The organism is Pseudomonas sp. GW821-FHT04D07 (assembly GCF_059420225.1).
Genome location: NZ_JBWKTH010000005.1, coordinates 193,572 through 216,853, shown reverse-complemented (window position 1 = coordinate 216,853; position 23,282 = coordinate 193,572). Strand labels below are relative to the sequence as shown.

Annotated in this window: 19 protein-coding genes; 10 read left to right on the top strand and 9 right to left on the bottom strand. The window is 62.3% G+C overall.

Annotation, left to right across the window (positions count from 1 at the left end; translation table 11 throughout):
- Window positions 1-235: 235 nt before the first annotated feature.
- Both AC07T0_RS09680 and AC07T0_RS09675 read right to left on the bottom strand, forming a co-directional pair.
- Window positions 236-3,328, bottom strand: a complete 3,093-nt coding sequence (locus AC07T0_RS09680) for a multidrug efflux RND transporter permease subunit (RefSeq protein WP_495000954.1) — start codon at window positions 3,326-3,328, stop codon at window positions 236-238.
- Window positions 3,329-3,330: 2 nt separating this feature from the next.
- Window positions 3,331-4,488 (bottom strand): efflux RND transporter periplasmic adaptor subunit, encoded by a 1,158-nt coding sequence (locus AC07T0_RS09675; RefSeq protein ID WP_495000953.1) that lies wholly within the window; start codon window positions 4,486-4,488, stop codon window positions 3,331-3,333.
- A 154-nt stretch (window positions 4,489-4,642) separates the two neighbouring features.
- Between AC07T0_RS09675 and AC07T0_RS09670 the strand changes: the two genes are divergently transcribed.
- Window positions 4,643-5,344: a response regulator transcription factor gene (locus tag AC07T0_RS09670; RefSeq protein ID WP_495000952.1), complete on the top strand. Its 702-nt coding sequence runs from the start codon at window positions 4,643-4,645 to the stop codon at window positions 5,342-5,344.
- Between the two features lie 4 nt (window positions 5,345-5,348).
- Window positions 5,349-6,653, top strand: coding sequence for an ATP-binding protein (locus AC07T0_RS09665; RefSeq protein WP_495000951.1), 1,305 nt, complete (start codon window positions 5,349-5,351; stop codon window positions 6,651-6,653).
- Between the two features lie 30 nt (window positions 6,654-6,683).
- Here the strand turns inward: AC07T0_RS09665 and rarD are convergent, their stop codons facing one another.
- From rarD to AC07T0_RS09650, 3 genes are all read right to left on the bottom strand, one after another.
- Complete coding sequence (gene rarD, locus AC07T0_RS09660; protein ID WP_495000950.1) at window positions 6,684-7,562, bottom strand: EamA family transporter RarD; 879 nt, start codon at window positions 7,560-7,562, stop codon at window positions 6,684-6,686.
- 7 nt (window positions 7,563-7,569) lie between these two features.
- The gene (locus AC07T0_RS09655; protein WP_495000949.1) at window positions 7,570-8,544 is read right to left on the bottom strand and encodes a class I SAM-dependent methyltransferase; all 975 of its coding nucleotides are present in this window, start codon (window positions 8,542-8,544) and stop codon (window positions 7,570-7,572) included.
- 230 nt (window positions 8,545-8,774) lie between these two features.
- On the bottom strand, window positions 8,775-9,641 hold the full coding sequence (locus AC07T0_RS09650) for a LysR substrate-binding domain-containing protein (RefSeq protein ID WP_495000948.1): 867 nt from the start codon (window positions 9,639-9,641) through the stop codon (window positions 8,775-8,777).
- 109 nt (window positions 9,642-9,750) lie between these two features.
- Between AC07T0_RS09650 and AC07T0_RS09645 the strand changes: the two genes are divergently transcribed.
- From AC07T0_RS09645 to AC07T0_RS09635, 3 genes are all read left to right on the top strand, one after another.
- Window positions 9,751-10,125, top strand: coding sequence for a tautomerase family protein (locus AC07T0_RS09645; RefSeq protein ID WP_495000947.1), 375 nt, complete (start codon window positions 9,751-9,753; stop codon window positions 10,123-10,125).
- Between the two features lie 209 nt (window positions 10,126-10,334).
- Window positions 10,335-10,964, top strand: a complete 630-nt coding sequence (locus AC07T0_RS09640; RefSeq protein WP_495000946.1) for a LysE family translocator — start codon at window positions 10,335-10,337, stop codon at window positions 10,962-10,964.
- 78 nt (window positions 10,965-11,042) lie between these two features.
- Complete coding sequence (locus AC07T0_RS09635) at window positions 11,043-11,732, top strand: GNAT family N-acetyltransferase (RefSeq protein ID WP_495000945.1); 690 nt, start codon at window positions 11,043-11,045, stop codon at window positions 11,730-11,732.
- Between the two features lie 132 nt (window positions 11,733-11,864).
- Here the strand turns inward: AC07T0_RS09635 and AC07T0_RS09630 are convergent, their stop codons facing one another.
- The gene (locus AC07T0_RS09630) at window positions 11,865-12,716 is read right to left on the bottom strand and encodes a CAP domain-containing protein (protein ID WP_495000944.1); all 852 of its coding nucleotides are present in this window, start codon (window positions 12,714-12,716) and stop codon (window positions 11,865-11,867) included.
- A gap of 408 nt (window positions 12,717-13,124) precedes the next feature.
- Between AC07T0_RS09630 and mqo the strand changes: the two genes are divergently transcribed.
- A complete protein-coding gene (gene mqo / locus AC07T0_RS09625) occupies window positions 13,125-14,771 on the top strand; it encodes a malate dehydrogenase (quinone) (protein ID WP_495000943.1) in 1,647 nt (548 codons plus the stop codon).
- Window positions 14,772-14,893: 122 nt separating this feature from the next.
- Here mqo and AC07T0_RS09620 read toward each other — a convergent pair whose 3' ends face one another.
- Entirely contained in the window at window positions 14,894-15,820 is a 927-nt protein-coding gene (locus AC07T0_RS09620; RefSeq protein ID WP_495000942.1) for a LysR family transcriptional regulator, read from the bottom strand.
- Window positions 15,821-16,019: 199 nt separating this feature from the next.
- Between AC07T0_RS09620 and AC07T0_RS09615 the strand changes: the two genes are divergently transcribed.
- On the top strand, window positions 16,020-16,874 hold the full coding sequence (locus AC07T0_RS09615; protein WP_495000941.1) for a pirin family protein: 855 nt from the start codon (window positions 16,020-16,022) through the stop codon (window positions 16,872-16,874).
- A 218-nt stretch (window positions 16,875-17,092) separates the two neighbouring features.
- On the top strand, window positions 17,093-18,898 hold the full coding sequence (locus tag AC07T0_RS09610) for an EAL domain-containing protein (RefSeq protein WP_495000940.1): 1,806 nt from the start codon (window positions 17,093-17,095) through the stop codon (window positions 18,896-18,898).
- A 146-nt stretch (window positions 18,899-19,044) separates the two neighbouring features.
- Here AC07T0_RS09610 and AC07T0_RS09605 read toward each other — a convergent pair whose 3' ends face one another.
- Entirely contained in the window at window positions 19,045-20,058 is a 1,014-nt protein-coding gene (locus AC07T0_RS09605; RefSeq protein ID WP_495000939.1) for an aldo/keto reductase, read from the bottom strand.
- 314 nt (window positions 20,059-20,372) lie between these two features.
- Between AC07T0_RS09605 and AC07T0_RS09600 the strand changes: the two genes are divergently transcribed.
- Window positions 20,373-20,609: a hypothetical protein gene (locus tag AC07T0_RS09600; RefSeq protein WP_495000938.1), complete on the top strand. Its 237-nt coding sequence runs from the start codon at window positions 20,373-20,375 to the stop codon at window positions 20,607-20,609.
- Between the two features lie 67 nt (window positions 20,610-20,676).
- Here AC07T0_RS09600 and AC07T0_RS09595 read toward each other — a convergent pair whose 3' ends face one another.
- Window positions 20,677-21,990: an MFS transporter gene (locus AC07T0_RS09595; RefSeq protein WP_495000937.1), complete on the bottom strand. Its 1,314-nt coding sequence runs from the start codon at window positions 21,988-21,990 to the stop codon at window positions 20,677-20,679.
- Window positions 21,991-22,158: 168 nt separating this feature from the next.
- Here AC07T0_RS09595 and AC07T0_RS09590 point away from each other — a divergent pair, with 168 nt between their 5' ends.
- Window positions 22,159-23,268 carry a sugar diacid recognition domain-containing protein gene (locus AC07T0_RS09590; protein WP_495000936.1) on the top strand — a complete coding sequence of 370 codons (1,110 nt, stop codon included), beginning with the start codon at window positions 22,159-22,161 and terminating at the stop codon, window positions 23,266-23,268.
- Window positions 23,269-23,282: the final 14 nt, after the last annotated feature.

The window sequence follows — 23,282 nt, the reverse complement described above, 5'->3', positions numbered from 1 at the left end:
AGACTTTGTGTGCAGCTCAACAGAAGCCTGTGTTGAGTCCAGACTTTGTGTGCAGCTCAACAGAAGCCTGTGTTGAGTCCAGACTTTGTGTGCAGCTCAACAGAAGCCTGTGTTGAGTTCAGACTTTGTGTGCAGCTCAACAGATGTCCGTGTCGAGCCTGGACTTTGTGTACGACAAAAATCTAATGTGGGAGCGGAGCTTGCCCGCGAAGGGGCCCTTGAGGTCACCCTATAATCATGACCCCTTGCGCCTGGCCAGTTTCATCACCACCACAAAAAACACCGGCACAAACACCACCGCCAGTGTCGCCGTTATCATCCCGCCGATCACCCCGGTACCAATGGCCTGCTGACTCGCCGAACTGGCGCCCGTAGCAATCGCCAGCGGCACCACCCCGAGGATAAACGCCAGGGACGTCATGATGATCGGACGCAAGCGCAGCCGAGCCGCCTGCACCGTCGCATCCAGCAGATCATGCCCCTCGTCGTACAGACTCTTGGCGAATTCGATGATCAAAATCGCGTTCTTCGCCGACAGACCGATGATGGTGATCAAGCCAACCTTGAAAAACACGTCGTTCGGCATCCCCCGCAAGGTCACCGCCAGCACCGCGCCAAGCACCCCGAGCGGCACCACCAGCAGCACCGAGGTCGGGATCGACCAGCTTTCGTACAACGCCGCGAGACAGAGAAACACCACCAGCAGCGACAGCCCCAGCAGCGTGGTCGCCTGGGCGCCAGACAAACGCTCCTGCAACGACAACCCGGTCCATTCCAGGCCAAGTCCCGCCGGCAACCGCGTCACCAGTCGCTCTATCTCCGCCATCGCCTGCCCGGTGCTGTGCCCGGCCTTGGGCTCGCCGGAAATGGAGATGGCCGGATAGCCGTTGTAACGGGTCAGTTGCGCCGGACCCTGGGTCCACTGCGCCCGGACAAAGGCCGACAGCGGCACCATTTTCCCACGGCTGTTGCGCACATTGATCTGCAGCAGATCGGCCACCTGGCTACGCTGGTCGCCGTCGGCCTGAATCACCACCCGTTGCATGCGCCCCTGGTTCGGGAAATCGTTGACATAGCTTGAGCCCAGTGCGGTGGAGAGCAGCGCACCGATATCGGCAAAAGACACCCCCAGTGCATTGGCCTGCTGACGGTCGACTTCCAACTGCACCTGTGGTGCTTCGGCCAAGGCGCTTTCCCGGACGTTGGCCAGTACCTGACTCCTCGAAGCCGCTTCCAGCAACTGGCTGCGGGCTTTCATCAGCGCCTCATGCCCAACGCCGCCACGGTCCTGCAAGCGGAATTCGAAGCCGCTGGAGGTACCGAGGCCGTCCACTGGCGGCGGCAGGATCGCGTAGGCCACGGCATCCTTGATCTCGCCCAGTGCGCGGTTGGCGCGGTCGGCAATGGCTTGTGCCGAGTCCTTGGCGCCGCGTGCCGACCAGTCCTTCAGGGTGGTGAAGGCCAGCGCGGCGTTCTGGCCGCTGCCGGAGAAGCTGAAGCCGAGGATCATGGTGGTGTCGCCGACCCCCGGTTCCGTGGCGTTATGCGCTTCGATCTGTTCCACCACCTTGATCGTGCGGTTCTGGCTCGCCCCTGGCGGCAGCTGGATATCGGTGATGGTGTAGCCCTGGTCTTCCACCGGCAGGAACGAGGCGGGCAGGCGCATGAAGCACAGCCCCAGCAGCCCCAGCAACAGGCCATAGACCAACAGGTAGCGGCCGCTGCGTTTCAGTGCATAGACCACCCAGCCTTCATACTTATTACCAAGCTGCTCGAAACGACGGTTGAATGCACCGAAGAAACCGCCCTTGGCGTGATGCTCGCCTGGGGCAATCGGCTTGAGCAGGGTGGCGCAGAGTGCCGGAGTCAGGGTCAGGGCGAGGAAAGCCGAGAACAGGATCGAGGTCGCCATGGACAACGAGAACTGCTGGTAGATCACCCCCACCGAACCCTGCATAAAGGCCATGGGAATAAACACCGCCACCAGCACCAGGGTGATGCCGACAATGGCGCCGCTGATCTGGCCCATGGCCTTGCGCGTGGCGTCTCGTGGCGACAACCCCTCATTGGCCATGATCCGTTCGACGTTCTCCACCACCACGATGGCGTCGTCCACCAGGATACCGATGGCCAGGACCATGCCGAACATGGTCAGCACGTTGATCGAGAACCCCAGGGCCAGCATGGTGGCGAAGGTGCCCATCAGCGCCACCGGTACCACCAGTGTCGGGATCAGGGTGTAGCGGATGTTCTGCAGGAACAGGAACATCACGGCGAACACCAGCAACATGGCTTCGCCCAGGGTGTAGACCACCTTGGTGATCGAGACCTTGACGAACGGCGAGGTGTCATAGGGAATCTTGTATTCGACCCCGGCCGGGAAATAGCGCGACAACTCGTCGAGCTTGGCGCGTACCAGGGTGGCGGTGTGCAGGGCATTGGCGCCGGGGCTCAACTGCACACCGAAGGCGGTGGACGGCTTGCCGTTCAGGCGGGTGCCGTACTGGTAGTTCTGGCTGCCGATTTCCACCTGGGCGACATCGCCGATGCGCACGCTGGAACCGTCGGGATTGGCCCGCAGGACGATATCGGCGAACTCCTTCGGCGTGCTCAGTTGGCCCTTGACCAGCACCGCGGCATTGATTTCCTGGGTCGGACGCGCCGGCAGGTCGCCGATGCTGCCCGCCGAGACCTGGGCGTTCTGCCCGGCCACGGCGGCGCTGACATCCGCCGGGGTCAGGTTGAAGCCCACCAGCTTCTGCGGGTCGATCCAGATCCGCATGGCCCGTTCGGCGCCGTATAACTGGGCCTTGCCGACACCCTCGAGACGCTTGATCTCGTTCATCACGTTGCGCGCCAGGTAGTCGCTGAGGGCGCTTTCGTCGTACTTGCCGTCGCTGGAGGTGAGGGTGGCGAGCAGCAGGAAACCGGCGGAAACCTTTTCCACCTGCAAACCTTGCTGGGTCACGGCTGCCGGCAGGCGTGACTCAACCGCTTTCAGGCGGTTCTGCACATCGATCTGGGCCATTTCCGGGTTGGTGCCCGGTTGGAAGGTCGCGGTGATGGTGGCGCTGCCCAGGCTACTCTGGGATTCGAAATACAGCAGGTGGTCGGCGCCATTGAGCTCCTGCTCGATCAGGCTGACCACGCCTTGGTCCACGGTCTGCGCCGAGGCGCCGGGATAGACGGCGGTGATCTCCACCTTGGGTGGCGCGACGTTGGGGTACTGCGCCACCGGCAACTGCGGGATGGCCAGGGTGCCGGCCAGCAGGATGAACAAGGCGACCACCCAGGCGAACACCGGCCGGTCGATAAAGAAATGCGGCATGCTCACTGTCCTTTGGACTGGGCGAGGGGAAGAGGGCTGTCGTCGATCTGCACTTTCTCGCCGGGACGGGCGTGTTGCAGGCCCTCGACGACGATACGCTCACCGGCCTTGAGGCCGTCGGTGACGATCCAGCGATCGTTCTGCACGGCGCCCAGCTGCACCGGCTGCTGGCTGACTCGCTGATCGGCATCCACCAGCAGCACCTGAGCGATCCCGGCGCTGTCACGCTGGATGGCCCGTTGCGGCACGGTGATGGCTTCGTGGTTGACCGCCTGTTCGATGCGCACCCGGACGAAGCTGCCGGGCAGCAGGTCGAGGTCCGGGTTGGGGAATTCGCTGCGCAGGATCACCTGGCCCGTGCCGGGGTCGACGCTGATATCGGTGAACAGCAACTTGCCCGGCAGCGGGTAGGCACTGCCGTCGTCCTGGATCAGCGTGGCCCTGGCCTGGCTCTGCCCGACCTGCTGCAACTGTCCGGCGCGCAGGGCGCGGCGCAGGTCGTTCAGTTCGCGGGTCGATTGGGTCAGGTCGGCGTGGATCGGATTCAACTGCTGGATCAGCGCCAGGGCGGTGGTTTCATTCTGGCCGACCAGGGCGCCTTCGGTCACCAGCGCACGACCGATACGTCCGGAAATCGGCGCGGTGACGGTGGCATAACCGAGGTTGAGTCGGGCCCGCTGCACGGCGGCCTTGTTCGCGGTAACATCGGCGGCACTCTGGCGCGCGGCGGCTTCGGCGTTGTCGTAGTCCTGGCGGCTGACCGCATGGCTGTCCACCAGATCGCGGTAGCGCTGGTGTTGCAGGCGGGTCTGGAAGGCATTGGCCTCGGCCTTTTGCAAGCTGGCAAGCGCACTGTCGAGGTCGGCCTTGAACGGCGCCGGGTCGATGCGGAACAACACATCGCCCTGTTTCACGTCGCTGCCTTCACGAAACACCTGCTGCAGTACCACGCCGGCTACCCGTGCGCGGACTTCGGCGCTGCGCGGCGCGGCGATGCGCCCGCTCAGCTCGCTGTTGATCGACAGGCTCTGGCTCTTGATCGTTTCGACCCGAACCTTGGGCGGGGGCGGCGTGTCCGGGGCTTTCGCGGATTGGTCACAGGCGCTCAGGGTCAGCGCCAGGGCCGACAGGCAAAGCGGGGCAAACAGCTTCTTCAACATAACAGAGTCCCAATAATGACCCCCGCATGCTAAGGGCCGTGGTCAAGCGCTGCTGTGAAGCTATGTAGGGCGTTGGTGAAAAAGTGTGAAGCTTCCGCTCGCAGGTGCGCGCAGGCGTATATCCTTCACGGTTTTCCGCTTCGTAAATTTACCTATGCCTAACATCCTGCTGGTCGAAGACGACAGCGCCCTCAGTGAATTGATCGCCAGCTACCTGGAGCGCAACGGCTACCAGGTCAATGTGTTGGCCCGTGGCGACCAGGTGCGCGAGCGGGCGAAACAGAACCCGCCGGACCTGGTGATCCTCGACCTGATGCTGCCGGGCCTCGATGGCCTGCAGGTATGCCGCCTGCTGCGCACCGATTCGGCAACGCTGCCAATCCTGATGCTGACCGCTCGCGACGACAGCCACGACCAGGTGCTGGGCCTGGAGATGGGCGCCGACGATTATGTGACCAAGCCCTGCGAACCCCGGGTGTTGCTGGCCCGGGTACGGACCCTGCTACGCCGTAGCAGCCTGGCCGATCCGCAGGTGGCCAGCGACCGGATCCTGATGGGCAACCTGTGCATCGATCTGTCGGAACGCACGGTGAGCTGGCGCGAGCAAGCGGTGGAGCTGTCCAGCGGCGAGTACAACCTGCTGGTGGTGCTGGCTCGGCATGCCGGCGAGGTGCTCAGTCGCGATCAGATCCTCCAGCGCCTGCGTGGCATCGAGTTCAACGGCACCGACCGCTCGGTGGACGTGGCGATTTCCAAGTTGCGCCGCAAGTTCGACGACCATGCCGGCGAGGCGCGCAAGATCAAGACCGTCTGGGGCAAGGGTTACCTGTTCAGCCGTTCCGAATGGGAGTATTGAGCCGATGCTGAAGATCCTCGTGCGGCTGTACCTGATCACCATCGTTACCTTCAGCGCGGCGATCTACCTGGTGCCTGAGCTGGTGATCGGGGTCTTTCACGAGCGCTTCATGCGTTACAACATGGACCAGTCGCGGGGCTTGCAGAGCCTGTTGATCGAACAGTTTCGCCAGGTGCCGAAAGAACAGTGGCCGGCAACGGCCACCCGCCTGGATCAGCGCTTCGGGCCCTTGCAGATCAGCCTGGTCCGCGTTGATGACCTGAGCTTCAGCGCTCCCGAGCAACAACGCCTGCGCGCTGGCGAGGATGTGATCCGCCTCGGCGACTGGGGCACCCGGACCCTGGCGGTGTCGCCGCTGGACGGGCAATGGGCGGTGGCCCTGCAAGTCCCGCCTGATCCGCTGGACGTGAACCTGTTGTACTGGAGCATGAACGTACTGATCGGCGCTGCGCTGCTGGCCTGTCTGCTGTTCTGGCTGCGTCCGCACTGGCGCGACCTGGAACGTCTCAAGCAAACCGCCCGACGCCTCGGCCAGGGCCAGCTCAGCGAGCGCACGAATATCCCGCCACGCTCCAATATCGGCGAACTGGCGACGGTGTTCGACACCATGGCCGACGACATCGAATGCCTGCTCAACCAGCAGCGCGACCTGCTCAATGCAGTCTCCCACGAGTTGCGTACGCCCTTGACCCGCCTGGATTTCGGCCTGGCCCTGGCCTTGTCCGAGGATCTGCCGGCGGCGTCCCGCGAGCGTCTGCAAGGGCTGGTGGCGCATATCCGCGAGCTGGACGAGTTGGTATTGGAGTTGTTGTCCTATAGCCGTTTGCAGAACCCGGCCCGGTTGCCGGAGCGGGTCATGGTGTCGCTGGACGAATTCGTCGACAGCATCCTCGGCAGTTTCGATGAGGAACTGGAAGCTCCGGACACCGTGCTGGATGTGCTGCTGCACGGTTCGCTGGAGCGCTTTGTGCTGGATCCGCGTCTGACCGCGCGGGCGCTGCAGAACCTCTTGCGCAACGCCATGCGTTATTGCGAGCGACGAATCCAGATTGGCGTCAGGGTCAACCTGGAAGGCTGCGAACTGTGGGTCGATGACGATGGCATCGGCATTCCCGAGTCGGATCGGGAGCGGATTTTCGAGCCGTTCTATCGCCTGGACCGCAGTCGCGATCGCGCCACTGGCGGCTTTGGCCTGGGCCTGGCGATCAGCCGGCGGGCGCTGGAGGCCCAGGGTGGCACCCTGACCGCCGAACAATCACCATTGGGCGGGGCGCGTTTCCGCTTGTGGCTGCCGACCGTGGCTTGTTAGAGGCGCTTCGCCGCCCCGTGGATGGGGTGCTCAGCGTCGCTGCGCCAGCACCCGTTTCACGCCTTCGAGCACCAACACCAGTACCGCCAGCCAGATCGGCAGGTAGGTCAGCCATTCACCCGGCCCGATGCTTTCCCCCAGCAGCAGGGCGACGATCACCAGCAGCACCGGCTCGACATAGCCGAGCAAACCGAACAGTCCGAACGCCAGCACCTTGCTTGCCAGCAGGTAACAGATCAGCGCCGCGGCACTGATCAGCCCGAGCAGCGGAATCAGCCCATACAACGCCGGCCGCAGATTGACCACGGCAAAACCCTGCTCGCCGTGTTGCACGAACCACCAGGCCACCGGCAGCAACAACGCCATATCGAGCCACAGACCACCGAGGTTGTCAGTGCCGTTGCGTCGGCGCAGCACGAAGTAGATCGGATAACCGATGGCCACCAGCAAGGTGGTCCAGGAAAAGCTGCCGACCCGATACAACTCGTTGAGCGCGCCACAGAGGGCGAGCAGGGCGGCAATGGTTTGCAGCCGCGACAGACGTTCGCCGTAGACGATGCGTCCGGTGAGGACCATGGTCAGCGGCAAGAGGAAATAACCCAGGGACACATCCAGGCTATGGCCGTTGAGCGGCGCCCAGAGGAATATCCACAACTGGACGCCGAGCATCGCCGAAGACACCAGCAGTTTGAGCAACAACAGGGGGTGTTGCCTGATTCGGACGAAGATCGCCGGGACCAGCTTCCAGTCCCCGGACACCAGCATGAACACGGTCATGCAGGGCACGGTCAGGAGCATCCGCCAACCGAAGATATCTTCACCGTTGAGGGGCGCGAGCAGGGACGTATAGAAATACATGATGGCGAACAGGCAGGACGCCAACACCGATAAAACAATACCTCGGGACACAACAGCCTCACGAAACGCTGGGTTCGGTTTTTTCCGGGAGGATAGCACCCTGCTTGAACAACAAGGCCTTCAATCCGCTTTCAGCGTCGATATCGGGGAACTCGGGTGGATTGTCCAGGCGGCGTTCGAACAGCATGCCCGGGGCCTCGCGGGTCACACCATCGATCAGGAAGTCCGAACCCACGGCCGGATCGTTCATGCAGGCGAGGACCAGGCCGTCGGCGCTGAGTAGTTCCGGCAGGCGGCGCAAGACCCGTTGGTAATCCTTGCTCAGCAGGAAACTGCCTTTCTGGAAGGACGGCGGGTCGATGATCACCAGGTCAAAAGGACCGCTGCTGATGACCTTGCCCCAGGACTTGAACAGGTCGTGGCCGAGAAAGCCGACCTTGCCCAGGTCGTGGCCGTTCAGGCGATGATTGTCGCGCCCACGGCTCAGGGCCGCGCGGGACATATCCAGGTTGAGCACATGCGCGGCTCCACCGGCGATCGCCGCCACGGAAAAGCCGCAGGTGTAGGCGAACAGGTTCAGCACCCGTTTACCCTGGGCATGCGCCCGTACCCAGTCGCGGCCGTAGCGCATATCGAGAAACAGGCCGTTGTTCTGTTTCTTGCCCAGGTCGACCTGATAACGCAAGCCACCTTCGGTGATCACCCACTCCTCGATGGCCTGGCCCACCAGCCATTCGGCGGGGCTCAGGGGCCGGTAGCGATGGTGCAGCAACAAGGTCTGGGCGCCGCTGGCCAGCCAGGCAGGCGACTGGCTGATCTCCATCAGCAGGTCCTTGAGGGCTTGCAACTGCTCGGGCTCCGGCTCCTTGAACAGCGAAACCAGCACCACGCCCTGCAGCCAGTCGACGGTCAGTTGCTCCAGCCCCGGCCAGCAGCGGCCCCGGCCGTGGAACAGGCGCCGGGTTTCCGCGGGGGCGGCGGCCAGGGCCGTGAGCAGGTGAGTGTGGAGGAGGGACAGGGCGTCGGGGGTCATCAGGCAATGCCGGCAAGTAAAGGGGCGGCATTTTAACCACATCCGCCCCAGGTCGTTGCGCGTTGTAGCGCCACGCATTTGATTTCCAGCAGTAGCCCTGGGTGGGCCGGGCAGCGACGTTGCGGCGCACGGGTGACTAGTGCTGCCAGGCGAAAGTCTGCTGCGCGACCACGAACATGACCCCGACCAGGGCGGCCAGCGGGATACGCAATTGAATGCGCGGCGGCCCGTTATCGCAGTTCAGCGAGGCTTGCCTGGAGCAACTCGGACAGCTGCCGCGTTGCTGCCGTGGGCGCTTCCACGGCCTGGTGCAGCACATAGCCGAGCATGGGCAGCGTGGGCAGGCTTTCAAGCACCGCCAGCTGAGCGGGCAGGCCGATGCGGGTGCGCAAAGTGACGCCGAGCCCGGCCGAGACGGCGGCCCAGATGCCACTGACGCTTGGGCTGGTCAGTGCCACTCGCCAGGGGATACGCGCCTGGTCCAGGGCTTTGGTTGCCGTGCTGCGCAAAATGCACGGTGCGTCGAACACCACCAGGGGCAACGGCAGGCTGTCAACTGGAAAGGGCAGCGGCAACTCACGTGAGCCTATCCAGTGCATCCGGGTTTCACCGAGACGCGTGGCGTGAGGCGTGCTAGCACCCGTTTCCCAGGCCAGCGCCAGGTCCAGGCGGCCATTCTCGATCATCGCCAGCAACTCGGCATTGCGGGCGATGCTGACTTCCAGGCTGACCCGCGGATGGACCCTGGAAAAGCGTCGCAGCACGTCGCTGAGCAGGTGTTCGGCGAAATCGTCCTGTAAACCGATGCGTACCGTCCCTTCGATGCGCGCGCCCTGCAAGCTGCTGAAAATCTCGTCGTTCAGTTCCAGCAGACGCCGGGCATGACTGAGCAGGGATTCGCCCGCGGCTGACAGGATAAGGCCGCGCCCCGACTTCACCAACACGGCGCTACCGACCTGGGTTTCGAGTTTTTTCAGTTGGGCGCTGACCGCCGAGGTCGAACGGCCAAGGCGCTCGGCGGCCTTGGCAAAGCTGCCGAGTTCGACACCGGCGACAAAGGTGCGCAATACATCAAGGTCGAAGGTGGGGTGGCGCATTGTAATCATCCACTTATTTGGGATTGTGGGTTCTATCTAATCTGATATTCGGAACTATCGTCGCTGGTTAACCTGCCTCCGTCAAATCAACGGTTTTGTTGGAGGTGGTATGCCTTTCGCCCGTATTTCCCTGCATCGGGGTAAGTCCCCCGAGTACCTGCGCCGCTTGTCCGAGGCGCTGCATGAAGCCTTGGTGGAAAGTTTCGAGGTACCGGCTACCGATCGCTTTCAGGTCATTCATCAGCATGAGATGGGTGAGCTGATCTTCGATCGCGACTACCTGGGCGGGCCTCGCAGCGAGGACTTTGTGCTGATTGCGATTACGGCGGGTCGCGTCCGGGATACCGAAACCAAACAGCGCTTTTATCAGCGTCTGGTGGAGCGCCTGAGCGTGGCGCCGGGTATTGATCCGGAGGATGTCATGGTGGTAATTAGCACCACCCAGGCGGATGAGTGGTCCTTTGCGGGAGGGCGGGGTAACTGATGAGCCGACCGGAGCCCATCCCCCTTGTGGGCGCTGGGTCGCCAAAAGCTTCGCGGGCAAGCACCGCTCCCACAGGTATTCAGTCGTAGGCGGAGGCTCGACTCGACACGGGCCTGGTGACTGTTATGGCCGAATCGTTCCCGGCTGTTCCTGATGCAGAGCGCGCAACCACGTTAAGCTGAGGGCCTTCCTTGTCGAGTGTAGCGACCATGATCGATTTTTCTTCCCTGGCGGTATTCGCCGCCGCCGTGACGATGTTGCTGGTGATTCCCGGGCCCAACATGGCCTTTGTCACCACCCATGCCCTGGCCCATGGCTGGAAAGGCGGGGTCGCGGCGGCGTTGGGTATCAGCCTGGCGGATCTGTTGATGACCGCGGCGGTCAGCGCCGGAATCGGCGGGCTGGTGATGAGCTGGGCACCGGCGTTCGAGCTGATCCGCTGGGCCGGTGCGGCCTATCTGCTGTGGCTGGCCTGGATGGCGTTGAAGTCGACGGTGCCGGCGGCGCAAGGTCAGGCCCCGCTGGGCTCGATGCGCTCGATCTTTATCCGGGCCACCCTGAACAGCCTGCTCAACCCCAAGGCCCTGCTGTTCTTCATGGTCTTCCTGCCGCAGTTCGTCAATCTCGAACACGGCGGTATCACTTTGCAGTTGGTTGGGTTGGGGGTCTTGCTGGCGTCGATTGCGCTGGTGTTTCATTCGTTGCTGGCACTCTTTGCCAACCTGGTACGCGGTCGGTTGCCCAGTGGTGGGGTGTCCAGGCGCCTGGGTAGCTACGGTTTTGCCGCCGTGATGGCGGGGCTGGCGGCGCGCCTGGTGTTGCTCAACCGCCCGACCTAGGCAAGACCGGTTATCATGCCCGGGCCTGAGGCGGATAACTGCCGAGGGTAAGCCTCAACCCTCGGAGCTCGATGTTCGATGTCCACGATCACCTTGTTTGAAACCCCGCCCCCGGAGTCGATCCACAGCCAGATCCAGCAGATGGTCGTCGATTACGTCACTGACGTCAGTCAGGTGGCCATCGCACCGAGCAATCCGCTCTATCAGCTGTATCAGTACGGGGTTGGTTATGAGGCGCATCTCTATATGCAGGCGATGGATGGCGCCAAGGGGCTGGCCGTCGAATTGATCGTGGCAACCGATGCGCAGGATCCCGATAAGGTCGTGGGTTTCCTGCTGTATCTGCCGGTAAAGGATGATCCGCAGGCCTGCTCGGTGGCCTATATGGCGGTGCGCGAAGGCTATCGACGCCAGGGTGTGGCACGGGCGATGCTGCAGCAGATGCTCGAGCGTTATCCCCACGCGGAACTGGCCTGTGTCGTCGGCAAGGTGCCGGTGTTCGAGGCCCTGGGTTTCCAGGTGCTGGCCGCGCGCGGGCCACAGGTGCTGATGAATACCCGTGACCACGGCACGGACGGCCTGGTGGCGGTGCTGGACATCGCCCCCATCTACCGTTCGCTGGAGGTACGACAGATTCATGCCTATCTGCTGCAACAACACGGCAAGCGTGCAATGGTCGACGCCGAGAAACAGCGTGACCGCCAGCTCGATCAGATGACTCGCCACACCAGGGCTTTTGTCCTGGAACGGCAGGGGGAGACTGGGTGACCACCCTCTCTTGAATCCGCCGCCATCCAGTGCAGGAGCCGGCTTGCCGGCGATGGCGGCCGTAAGGACGCCGCAAGACTCAAGGGCCTCATCGCCGGCAAGCCGGCTCCCACAAAGGCGATGTCCGGTCAGTCAGGGGGTGCCGAACATCGCGGTCCAGTAGATTCCCGAATCACTCTTCGGGTCCACCACATAGGCGGCACCCAGCTCGCGGAATTGTGGATTCATCAGGTTGGCGCAGTGACCGGGACTGGCCAGCCAGCCGTCGACCACCTTGCGCACGGTGTCTTGCCCGGCAGCGATGTTCTCGCCGATCAACTGGCCGTTGTAGCCCGCCAGTTCAGCCCGATCCCCCGGCATGCGCCCGTCACGGTCCTTGTGGTCGAAGAAGTTGTTGTTGGCCATGTTCCGGCTATGGCCTTCAGCGGCGCTCCCCAACACGGCGTTCCAGGCCAAGGGCGTTGTCGCGGCAAACGCCTGGCCGCCGCATTGGCGCGCTTGCGTACGGGCACTGTTGATCTGTTCAAGCAGCTTGCGGCCTTCCACCTGCCAGTCACCCAGGCGCGCGCTCAGTAACGGTCGCGCGAGCACGATGCGCCAGTCACGTCCTTCGCGGTTGACGCCGATATCGACGAACTGCGGATTCAGCACCACCTGACAGAAACTTTCCTGCACCGCTTTCATCGCCGCCGCCGCGTCACGCGGCCCCGACAGGCTGATCGCTTGCACGGTGACCATCGGATAGGCCTTGGCGGCCAGCTCCTGCTGCAAGTCGCCGGGGTTGTTGATGGGCAGTACCAGGCGTGGGTCGGTGGCGAGTGGCGGCAATTCCAGTGAGGCCTGGCTTGCGCAACGTCGCACCTGGCTACGGTAGTGGTTGATCGAGTCAACCAGTTGCGCCTGATCGGTGGAGGCGGCGCTGGCCGCCAACACCGGCCCGAGCGTCAGCGTGGCCAGACCGATAAGCGATGGTATGAAGCGCATGGGCATCTCCCTTGAACGGACTGTGCCCATGATGCCGGATTTCCCACACCAGGAGCAGTTGAACGTTGCTCAGCTCACCCTACAATCCGGGTAGGTTTTTTCTTTGTAAAGGCGAGGCATTTTCATTCAATCATGTGGCTGAGGTATTATGTCGCAGCATGGAAGTGTCTAGCGTGCCTATCCGAGGTGACCGGACGTCGAAGGAATCGCGAAAAAGCCTGGTGGGTCGGGGTGCATGAGCGGACAGATTCCGCTCATTGACCCGTTCCGCGCAAAGGCAAACAAAATGAGTGTCACCCAACCTAGCTGAAGCCAATGACTAATAAAAAGTCAGCGCAGGAGGGACATGAACGTGAGGCCGGTGGTTTTCATGGGCCTTGTATGTCTACCTATCCTAGGTATTACTGAATGTTGAAGAAACTGAACACAGCGCTGCTGGGGCTGGCGGTGTCGATGGGCGCGATATCCGTGCACGCGGCCGAGACAAAGAAAGTTGATGTGCTGCTCATTGGCGGGGGCATCATGAGTTCGACCCTGGGGATCTGGCTCAATGAGTTGCAGCCGGACTGGTCGATGGAAATGGTCGAGCGCCTCGATGGCGTCGCCGAAGAAAGCTCCAATGGCTGGAACAACGCCGGTACCGGTCACTCCGCCCTGGCTGAGTCGAACTACACGCCGTACGACAAAGACGGCAAGATCGATATCCACAAGGCAATCGAGATCAACGAGTCGTTCCAGATCACTCGTCAGTTCCTCTCCTGGCAGGTCCGTCAGGGCGTGCTGAAGAACCCGCACTCGTTCATCAACTCGACGCCGCACATGAGCTTCATGTGGGGTGACGACAACGTCAAGTTCCTCAAGGACCGCTACGCGGCACTGCAGACCAGCCCGCTGTTCAGCGGCATGCAGTACAGCGAAGATCAGGAGCAGATCAAGAAGTGGGTCCCGCTGATGATGGGAGGGCGTGATCCGAAGCAGAAGATCGCGGCCACCTGGACCCCGATCGGCACCGACGTGAACTTCGGCGAGATCACCCGCCAGTACGTCGCCCACCTGCAAGCCCAACCAAACTTCAAGTTGCAACTGTCCAGCGAAGTAGAGGACATCAAGCGCAATGACGACGGCAGCTGGCGCGTCACCTACAAGAACCTGAAGGATGGCAGCGAAACCTCGGCCGACGCCAAGTTCGTCTTCATCGGTGCCGGTGGCGGTGCGCTGCACCTGCTGCAGAAGTCCGGTATCCCTGAAGCCAACGACTACGCGGCCTTCCCGGTCGGTGGTTCGTTCCTGGTCACCGATAACCAGGACATCGCCCTCAAGCATATGGCCAAGGCCTACGGTATTGCTTCGACCGGTGCGCCACCCATGTCGGTTCCGCACCTGGATACCCGTGTGCTAGACGGCAAGCGCGTGATCCTGTTCGGGCCATTCGCGACCTTCTCCACCAAGTTCCTGAAGAACGGTTCGTACTTCGACCTGCTGACCAGTACCACCACTCACAACGTCTGGCCAATGACCCGCGTCGGGATCGAGCAGTACCCGCTGGTCGAGTACCTGGCCGGTCAGTTGATGATGTCGGATGACGATCGCTTCAACGCCCTGAAGGAATACTTCCCCGAGGCGAAGAAAGAAGACTGGCGCCTGTGGCAAGCCGGTCAGCGCGTGCAGATCATCAAACGTGACGATGAGAAGGGTGGCGTCCTGAAGCTCGGCACCGAGGTGGTGACCTCCAAGGACAACAGCATCGCCGGTCTGCTGGGCGCATCGCCAGGTGCTTCCACCGCTGCGCCGATCATGCTGACCATTCTGGAACGGGTCTTCAAGGACCAGGTCGCGACGCCTGCCTGGCAGGAAAAGATGCACCAGATCGTGCCAAGTTATGGCACCAAGCTCAACAGCAGCCCTGAAGCGGTCCAGAAGGAATGGAACTACACCGCCGAAATCCTGCAACTGACCAAGCCTCCGGTGATCGGTCAGACCGCCGTTGCGCCAGCGGTACCGGCTGCGGCTGACAAGCCAAAAGCCGACAGTCCAGCGGCTGACATGGCGCTGTAAAGAGCTGGCCTCGCTTCGGCGGGGCGCAGTGAAACGAAGAACACCCATTGCCCGGTCTTGCGACTGGACAGTGGGTGTTTTTTATTGCCCAGGTAAAATCCCGGGGCTTTTTCAGATGAGTGTTACTCAAGGCTGAAGGGGGATTCCGGCAACGCCTCCTGCCTTTGGAGTTTCTCCATGAACGCATCGATAAACGCCGACACCGCCAGCGGCAGCTGTCGCCGACTCGGGTAGATCACGCTCATGCCTCGGCTCTTGCGTTGGTAACCGGGCAGCACCGGCACCAGCAAACCGGCTTGCACATCGAGCCGGGCCATGGTCGGCGGCAACAGGACGATACCCAGGCCCGCCAGGGCGGCCTTGCGCAGCGACTGGGCGGTGTTGGCGCTGAAGCGGCCGCTGACCTGCACCTCTTCTTCCACGCCGGCCGGGTTGCTCAGGTGCCAGGTGGTGTGGCCGCTGGGGTGTGGGGCGCTGATGCAGTCGTGGTGAACCAGGTCCTGCAAGGTCTGTGGTGCGCCATGTGCCGCGAGATAGGCCGGGCTGGCCACCAGGCCGTCGCTACGCGGCCCCAGCAGTTGACGCCCGACAAGGGCCGAATCCTGCAAGGGGCCGGCGCGAAAGGCGACGTCGATCTGTTCGGCGATCAGGTCGGCCTTGGCGTCGCTGAGAACGAAGTCGAGCTTGACCTGTGGGTAACGGGCGAGAAATTCGGCGACCCAGTCCATTGGAAAAAACTCGAAGAAGTCGGCGGTTGCCGCCACACGCACCAGGCCGCTGGGGACCTGGCTGCCGCCTTGCAGTTCATGGCTGGCGTCGAGCAAACCGTCGATAGCCCCGGCACAACGCGCATGGAAGGCCAGGCCGGCACCGGTCAGCGTCAACTTGCGGGTGGAGCGTTGCATCAGGCGCGTGCCGAGCCGGGCTTCGAGCTGCTGGATACGCCGGCTCAGGGTATTGGCCGGCACGCCCAGGTGCCGGGCCGCCTCGGCAAAGCTGCCGTGGCGCACCACCTGGACGAACATGGCGATTTCATTCAGGTCGAGCATGACGAAATTGCCTACATAAATGGAGGAGTGAAATCCAATTATGCCATCTAGTCCAGTAATAGGGGGCGATCCATACTGCGTCGTAACTGACCGGGAACGCATTCGTGTTGATGCGCATCCAGCGGTTTATCCGAACATTTTTTTGGAGTATTTCCATGACCGCACAACGGCTACCTATCAGCTCGATTCGGGAGCTCGCATGAGCACGGCGATTGCACGCGCGCCACAGCGGCGCGCCATTGTTCACCGGACCCACGGCAGCACTCACGGGGCGATTACGCGGCTGGTCAGTCCCGGCGACCTGGGCGAGTGGCTCAAGCCATTTGTCTTCCTCGATCATTTCAGCTTCCAGACCAAGGCCGGCCAGCCAGGGTTTGGCATGCACCCGCATTCCGGCATCGCCACACTGAGTTATTTGAGCGAAGGCGAGTTTTTCTATGAAGACAGCACCGGCGAGCAAGGCCGCCTGCTGGCCGGCGGTGTTGAATGGATGCAGGCGGGGAACGGTGTCTGGCATACCGGTTCGATCGTGCCCGAGGTCAGCCATGTCCGGGGGTTTCAGCTCTGGGTGGCGTTACCGGCGGCTGAAGAAAATGCCCCGGCCCGCAGCCAATACCTGACCCCGGCACAAGTGCCACAGGAAGGACCGGTGCGGGTGCTGCTGGGGCACTATGGTGCGGCGCAGAGCCTGATCGCGGCCCCCGCGCCGATGAACTACCTGGCCGTGCAGTTGAAAGACGGCGAGCGCTGGACCTACACACCACCGGCCGGTCATACCGTCGGTTGGGTGGCGGTCGATGTTGGCGAGCTTGATACGGGTGATCGTAACGGGGCACTCGGCAAAGGCGAATTGGCGATCTTCGAGGAGGGCGAGGAGGCCATTGAATTCGTGGCGCGGGGCGAGACCACCTTTGTGCTTGGCTCCGCGCGCAAGCATCCCCATGAACTGGTGCTGGGCAATTACTCGGTGCATAGTAACGCTGCAGCATTGGCCCGGGGCGAGGCCGAGATCCTGCGTATTGGTCGACGTCTGCGCGAAGAAGGTCGATTGTAACCCTGTAGGAGCCGGCTTGCCGGCGATGACGACCGCAAGAGCGATGCAAGACTCACTGGCCTCATCGCCGGCAAGCCGGCTCCCACGGGGTTTTGTGCGCTCTGTCAGACGTCGGTCGCATTTATCTGGATATTATTCGGTGCCCGCGTAATGATTGGCGGCAAAAGGCCATCTTTCTGGTCCGACAGGATGACTCGGATTGACAACAACAGGTGCTGATGAAAAAACTCACGACCGTTGAGCAGATGTTGTTGCGTGACCGCGAAGAAGAGGAGCGGCTGGCCGCCCTGCATGCCTTCGACCTGACGGACGTTGCCCGCGAAGAGTGTTTCGAGCGGATCTGCCGGTTGGTCGCCTCGCGCTTTCAAGCGCCGGTGGCGATCGTCAGCCTGATCGACAAGGACCGCCAGTGGTTCCTTGCCAGCAACGGCTTTACTGGTCAGCAAGCACCCGAGCTGGAGCTGTCGTTCTGTGCCCACACGATCCGCCAACGCGGCGTGTTCGTGGTCGACAACGCCTGCCTGGACCCTCGTTTTGCCGATTTTCCGCTGGTCAAGGGCGACGGCGCGCTGACGTTTTATGCCGGCGCGCCCCTGCGTACCGAAGGCGGCTACGCCATTGGCAGCGTGTGCATCCTCGATAGGGTGGCCCACACGCTGACCCCGCAAGACCACGCCGCCCTGGAAGATTTCGCCGCGCTGATCATGCAGTTGATCGAGCGCCAGCACCTGCTCAAGCGGGTGGACGCTGTCAGCGGGTTGCCCAACCGCACGCAATTTCTCTCCGACCTGCAGGGCTTGATCCAGGCCAGCGATGGCCGCAAGAGGGTGCTGGTGACGGTCGATGCCCTGGACACCGATTGGGCGCATCGCTTGACCGTGGCGGAGGGCATGGTGCCGTTCGAAGCGGTCCTGCGGGATATGGCCTCGCGGATCCAGGCGTTTATCGGCACGGGAATCAAGATCTATCACGTGATGGTCAAGGGCTTCGCCTTCACCATGCAGATGGACGTCAACGAGGCGCGGGTTTTTTTGCCGCGGCTGGTGGATTGGCTGCGCCGGGCGCCGATCAGCGAGAATCTGCCGATGGTACCCACGGTCTGCGCGGGGTTGCTGGAGTTCGACAGCGGTGCGCAAACGGCCCGGGAACTGTTGCGCAAGGCCCTGTTCGCCCTCGAGAGCGCGCGGCAGAAAGCCCAGCCCTTTGCCTATTACAACCACCAGGACGACGTTACCTTTCGCCGTCTGTTCAGCCTGCTGCCGGACATTACCCCGGCCTTGAAGTCCGATGATGTGTTCCTGGTCTATCAGCCGCGCTTCTCATTGCGCGATGGCGCGCACCTGAGTGCCGAGGCGTTGATTCGCTGGAATCATCGAATACACGGCTTTATCTCGCCGGCCGAGTTTATTCCGATTGTCGAAAAAAGCTCGCTGATCCATTCGGTGACGGACTGGGTGATCGAGCGAGTCGTGATGCTGATCGCCAGCACCGGCTACGCCCAGGACAAGAAAATATCGTTCAACCTGTCATCCCGGGATTTTTATGGGCGCAATGTGGCGGATGTCATTGCGCAACGCTGTGCGGCCCATGGGGTCGACCCGACGATGCTCGAGGTGGAAATTACCGAGGGCGAGTGGCTGCGCTCCAGCGCCGGAGTGATCGAGCAGCTTCAGCAACTGAGAAACATGGGGGTCGATGTGGCCATCGACGACTTCGGTACCGGCTACAGCAACTTCTCCTATCTGCACAAGATCCCGGCCAATATCCTCAAGCTCGACCAGTCGATGATTTTCGAGCTGGAGCACAGCGCCCAGCATCAGCGGGTGGCCAAGTCGATCATCGGTGTGGCTCGCGACCTGGGCTATCGCACGGTGGCCGAGGGCGTGGAAAGTTTCGGTTGCCTGGAAATACTCAAGCACTTCGGCTGTGACGAGGCGCAAGGCTACTTTCTTTCCAGGCCGGTCGAAGAGGGGCTTTATTTCCAGCAGGCGGCACTGGATCGTTTCCCATTGAAGACGGGCTGATAATGCCGCATAACGGTATGTTGCGCTGAACGACAATGTAGGAGCCGGCTTGCTGGCGATGGCGTCCGCAAGTTCTGCGCATGACTCAAAGGCCTCATCGCTGGCAAGCCAGCGCCTACAGGGATCGTGTTGACTTTGACTGAGCTTCAGGCGCCCCGTGGCACGCGTCCGGAGACAAAGTGGCTGACATCGTTGAAACCCGGGGTGGAAGCATGCCCCGGGGTCACCAGCGAGTCGACAAAGGCTTCGTCCTCGGCGCTGATCCTCACGGTCAGGGCCTTGGTGTAGCTGTCCCATTGTTCCTCGGTGCGCGGGCCGACAATCGCCGAGCTGACCGCCGAATTGTTCAGCACCCAGGCAATCGCGAATTCCACCAGGCCGACACCCCGTTGCTGGGTATACGCCTGTAACTGTTGGGCAATGCGCAGTGACTCCACCCGCCATTCGGTCTCGAGGATGCGCTTGTCCTGGCGTCCGGCCCGGCTGTTGGCGTCCGGCGCGACGTCCGGGGCGTATTTGCCACTGAGCACGCCACGGGCCAACGGGCTGTAGGGCACCACGCCGAGGCCGTAGGCCGCGGCGGCGGTAATCTGCTCGGTCTCGGCCTGGCGGTTGACGATGTTGTACAGCGGCTGGCTGATCACCGGCTTGTCCACCCCCAGGCGCTCGGCCACGCGGATCACTTCGGCAATTCGCCAGCCGCGATAGTTGGACAGGCCCCAGTGGCGGATCTTGCCCTGGCGCAGCAGGTCGCCGATGGCCGAGATCGTGACTTCCAGCGGGGTGTTGTGGTCTTCGCGGTGCAGGTAGTAGATGTCCAGGTAGTCGGTGCCCAGACGGCCGAGGCTGGCCTCGATGGCGTTGAACAGGTGTTTGCGGCTCAGGCCGCTGCGGTTCGGTTTGCCGTCCACCGGGCCGAAGCCGGCCTTGGTGGCGAGGACCCATTCATGCCGATGACGGGCAATCGCTTCGCCGACGATTTCTTCGGAGCGTCCGCCGGTGTAGACGTCCGCGGTGTCGATAAAGTTGATGCCCTGGTCCCAGGCTTTGTCGATGATGCGCAGGGAGGTTTCGGTATCGGTCTGTTCACCGAACATCATGCTGCCCAGTGTCAGTGAGCTGACTTGCAGTCCAGAATGGCCGAGGGTGCGATAACTCATGAACAACATCCTTTTGCACGAAAGAGAAGATGCCCATCAGATACCAGAACGGCGTTGTTGAGCAATCCCTCAATCGGCTCGCCGATATCCGACAGCCTTGTTAGGGAAAACGTCGCCAAGTCTTCGCGTATTCCGGGGCTTCTCCGGGATATGGCACAACAACGGCCATTCCTTGACCGTTCGTCGGAACTGTCAATTCTGACAGGTTGTTACGATGGCTCCGGCTAGAGTGATATATAGCCAAGAGACCTGCTTGTCCGGCGGGTACAGTTGTAACGGCCATCAGGACATAACCCCGTTCAATATGGAGAGACATGATGCTTAATTCGAAACGTCTTAAGGCGCTGGCCATGGCGATCGTTGTTGCCCAGGCGGGCGTGGTCCCGATGGTCATGGCGCAGGCGCAGGTGGCGCCGACGACTCAGACCCAGAAGGTCACTGCCGAAAAGGCTGATATGCAACTTGCCGCGAAAAAGCACAAGAAGCACAAGAAGCACAAGAAAGCCATGAGCTCCGCGACTCAAAGCGTGAGTACGAGCGCCACCGCCTGATTTTATTTATTGGGGGAGACGCGCCCGAGGAGCGATGTCACGCCTCGGGCTTTTTATTGCCGCCGTTTTATGCCGTCCGCAAGGTGCGGGTCATGCGCAGGGCCAGCAGGCTGCCGGCGACGATCAGCGCGGCCAGCACATACAGGGCGGCATCGGTGGAACCGCTGGCGTCCTTGACCCAGCCCACCAGGTACGGGCTGAGGAAACCGGCCATCTGGCCCATGGAGTTGATCAGCGCCAGGCCACCGGCGGCCGCGCCGGCGCTGAGCAGGGCGGTGGGCACCGGCCAGAACATCGGCAGGCCGGTGAGGGCGCCCATGGTCGCAATCGTCAGGCCGAGAATCGCGATGGCCGGCGAGGTGGCGAAGTTGACCGCGATCAACAGGCCGATAGCACCCATCAGCATCGGTACCACCAGGTGCCAGCGGCGCTCCTTGCGCAGGTCGGCGGAGCGGCCCACCAGCAACATGAACAGCGCCGCGAGCAGGTAGGGAATCGCACTGAGCCAGCCGATGACCAGGTTGTCGCTGAACCCCAGATTCTTGATGATCGACGGTAGCCAGAAGTTGATGGCGTAGACGCCGCTCTGGATGCAGAAGTAGATCAGGCCAAAGGCCCAGATGGCCGGGTTCTTGAACACTTCACCCAGCGAATCGCTGACGGCCTTGGGTTTGTTGGCGGCATCGAAGGCCTGGTCGGCTTCGAGCACGGCACGTTCCTCGGCGGTCAGCCACTTGGCGTTGGCGAATTTGTCCGCGAGCAGAAAGAACGCCGCGCTGCCCAGGGCGATGGTCGGGATACCCTGCAACAGGAACATCCACTGCCAGCCGGCAAGGCCGCCCTGGCCGGCGGCAAAGTGATTGAGGATCCAGCCGGAGAAGGGGCTGCCGAGCAGGCCCGAGACCGGGATCGCCGACATGAACAGGGCCATGATCCGCCCGCGCCGGAAGCTCGGGAACCACTGCGAGAGGTACAGCACCACGCCAGGGAAGAAGCCGGCTTCGGCGGCCCCGGTGAGCAGGCGCAGGGTGTAGAACTGGATCGGCGTGCTGACAAACAGCAGGCAGGTGGACAACACCCCCCAGGTGATCATCATCAGCGCGATCCAGCGCCGTGGACCGAAGCGATTCAGCGCCAGGTTGCTTGGCACGCCGCAGAGCACGTAGCCGATAAAGAAAACCCCGGCCCCTAGGCCGTAGATGGTTTCGCTGAATTTCAACGCGTCGAGCATCTGCAGCTTGGCGAAGCCAACATTGACCCGGTCGAGGTAGTTGAACAGGTAGCAGATGAAGATGAAGGGGATCAGGCGCAGAGTGATGCGCTTGTATACGGCGTTTTTCAAGTCAGCGGTGGCCTGGGATAACGCGGCGCTCTGTGACATGGCGGTCTCTCTTTATTATGATTTTTTGCGAGGCAAGGGTAACTTGATCGCCCTGTGAGTCTCGGCCATCGCCAGCCTTGCTGTCTTTGTGCCAGTGCACAGGGTTTGCCGGTGTACCCTGTGCTGCTGAACAAACACCGATCCACCTGAACCAAGGACCCTACCGCTATGTTCGAACTGGACCATGACCTTGCGCAGGATATCGTCGATCGCACGATGGCCATTCTGCCCTACAACGTCAATGTCATGGACAGCCAGGGCCTGATCCTGGGCAGCGGCGAGCCGGAGCGGATCAATACCCGCCACGAAGGCGCGCAGCTGGTGCTGGCGAACGGCCGGGTGGTGGTGATCGACGAGCAGGCGGCCAAGTGCCTGAAGGGCGTGCAGCCAGGGATCAACTTGCCGCTGATGCATGACGAACGGCTGATTGGCGTGCTCGGCATTACCGGTGAGCCGGAGCAGCTGCGCACCTACGCCGAACTGGTGCGCATGACTGCCGAAATGCTCGTCGGCCAGCGTCACCAGCAGGCTGAGCAGCAGTGGCGGCGCCAGCGCTGCGACGACCTGCTGGCCCTGTTGCTGAGTGACGAGGGCGATTCGCCGCGTTTGATCGACGAGGCCCGGCAGATGGGGCTCAAGCCGCAGTTGTCACGGATTCCCTACCTGTTCGAGCTGGACCCGGGGCAGAGTGTCGAGGCGTTGATAGCCTGGTTGCAGTCGCGTTATCCCGACAGCTGGTGTGTCAGCGGGTCGACTGCCTCGCTGCTGTGGTGTCGACCGGCGACGGTGATTCTGGACGATCAACGCCTGCTGGAGAAACTCGACAGCCTCGGTTGGAAGATCGCCCGCGTCGCGGCGGGTGGACCGGCTGACGACTTGCGGGGCCTGCGGCGTTGTTATCGACGGGTCAGCGATCTGCTTGCCTATGGCCGGGATGTCTTGCCCCACAGCCGCCTGCTGCACCTCAATCGCTATCGCTTGCCGGTAATGCTCTGGCGTCATCGCAGCGACGATGCGCTGGAAGAACTGCTCAAACCGTTGCGCAAGGTCATCGCCAAGGACGGCAACGGCCAGTTGCTCGCCACCTTGCGCAGTTGGTGCGAGCATGATGGCCAGAGCCAGGGCTGTGCCGAGGCACTGGGGATTCACCGCAACAGCCTGCGCTACCGGATGGAGCGGATCGCCGAGATCAGCGGTGTCGACCCGCTGCGCCTGGACGGGATGCTGGCGCTGTACCTGGGGGTGCAACTGTTGCCCCACAGTGAGTCGCCAACGTAACCGTCACAAATGAT

Coding starts and splice junctions, on each gene's coding strand:
- AC07T0_RS09680 (WP_495000954.1), bottom strand. CDS start 3,328: ATGCCGCATTTCTTTATCGACCGGCCGGTGTTCGCCTGGGTGGTCGCC.
- AC07T0_RS09675 (WP_495000953.1), bottom strand. CDS start 4,488: ATGTTGAAGAAGCTGTTTGCCCCGCTTTGCCTGTCGGCCCTGGCGCTG.
- AC07T0_RS09670 (WP_495000952.1), top strand. CDS start 4,643: ATGCCTAACATCCTGCTGGTCGAAGACGACAGCGCCCTCAGTGAATTG.
- AC07T0_RS09665 (WP_495000951.1), top strand. CDS start 5,349: ATGCTGAAGATCCTCGTGCGGCTGTACCTGATCACCATCGTTACCTTC.
- AC07T0_RS09655 (WP_495000949.1), bottom strand. CDS start 8,544: ATGACCCCCGACGCCCTGTCCCTCCTCCACACTCACCTGCTCACGGCC.
- AC07T0_RS09650 (WP_495000948.1), bottom strand. CDS start 9,641: ATGCGCCACCCCACCTTCGACCTTGATGTATTGCGCACCTTTGTCGCC.
- AC07T0_RS09645 (WP_495000947.1), top strand. CDS start 9,751: ATGCCTTTCGCCCGTATTTCCCTGCATCGGGGTAAGTCCCCCGAGTAC.
- AC07T0_RS09640 (WP_495000946.1), top strand. CDS start 10,335: ATGATCGATTTTTCTTCCCTGGCGGTATTCGCCGCCGCCGTGACGATG.
- AC07T0_RS09635 (WP_495000945.1), top strand. CDS start 11,043: ATGTCCACGATCACCTTGTTTGAAACCCCGCCCCCGGAGTCGATCCAC.
- AC07T0_RS09630 (WP_495000944.1), bottom strand. CDS start 12,716: ATGCGCTTCATACCATCGCTTATCGGTCTGGCCACGCTGACGCTCGGG.
- mqo (WP_495000943.1), top strand. CDS start 13,125: ATGTTGAAGAAACTGAACACAGCGCTGCTGGGGCTGGCGGTGTCGATG.
- AC07T0_RS09620 (WP_495000942.1), bottom strand. CDS start 15,820: ATGCTCGACCTGAATGAAATCGCCATGTTCGTCCAGGTGGTGCGCCAC.
- AC07T0_RS09615 (WP_495000941.1), top strand. CDS start 16,020: ATGAGCACGGCGATTGCACGCGCGCCACAGCGGCGCGCCATTGTTCAC.
- AC07T0_RS09610 (WP_495000940.1), top strand. CDS start 17,093: ATGAAAAAACTCACGACCGTTGAGCAGATGTTGTTGCGTGACCGCGAA.
- AC07T0_RS09605 (WP_495000939.1), bottom strand. CDS start 20,058: ATGAGTTATCGCACCCTCGGCCATTCTGGACTGCAAGTCAGCTCACTG.
- AC07T0_RS09600 (WP_495000938.1), top strand. CDS start 20,373: ATGATGCTTAATTCGAAACGTCTTAAGGCGCTGGCCATGGCGATCGTT.
- AC07T0_RS09595 (WP_495000937.1), bottom strand. CDS start 21,990: ATGTCACAGAGCGCCGCGTTATCCCAGGCCACCGCTGACTTGAAAAAC.
- AC07T0_RS09590 (WP_495000936.1), top strand. CDS start 22,159: ATGTTCGAACTGGACCATGACCTTGCGCAGGATATCGTCGATCGCACG.